Below are 280 nucleotides of genomic sequence, written 5' to 3'. Positions count from 1 at the left end.
GAGCAGGATCTCGGTTGGCATACGACACCGTGCGCGGGGACGGGAGAAAACGTCGCCGGTCCGGGGCGAGGAGGGGGACGGGCGCGGGGCGTGACGGGCGCGAGGAGCGAGCCGGGCACAGAGGACGAGGCGAGAGGAAACGGGGAACGAACGCGAGAGGGAGACGAGCGCAAGGGGACGAACGTCGCGGGCGTCGGCCGGGTGGTACTCCGTGTGGTCAGCGGAGGGCTCGGAACCGCGGAGAACGGGGCGTTCGGACCGTCGGGTCAGTCGGCCGCCA

1 protein-coding gene is annotated in these 280 nt (G+C 72.1%); it reads left to right on the top strand.

Features of this window, described 5'->3' with window-relative positions; genetic code table 11:
* Nucleotides 1–90: 90 nt before the first annotated feature.
* On the top strand, nt 91–280 hold a 190-nt coding region (locus EXE42_RS19945; RefSeq protein ID WP_206750782.1), incomplete at its 3' end, for a hypothetical protein.

Source organism: Halorubrum sp. SP3, assembly GCF_005435195.1.
Classification (GTDB): domain Archaea; phylum Halobacteriota; class Halobacteria; order Halobacteriales; family Haloferacaceae; genus Halorubrum; species Halorubrum sodomense.
Note: the sequence above shows the minus strand (reverse complement) of the source record. Positions and strands in the feature narration are given on the sequence as shown.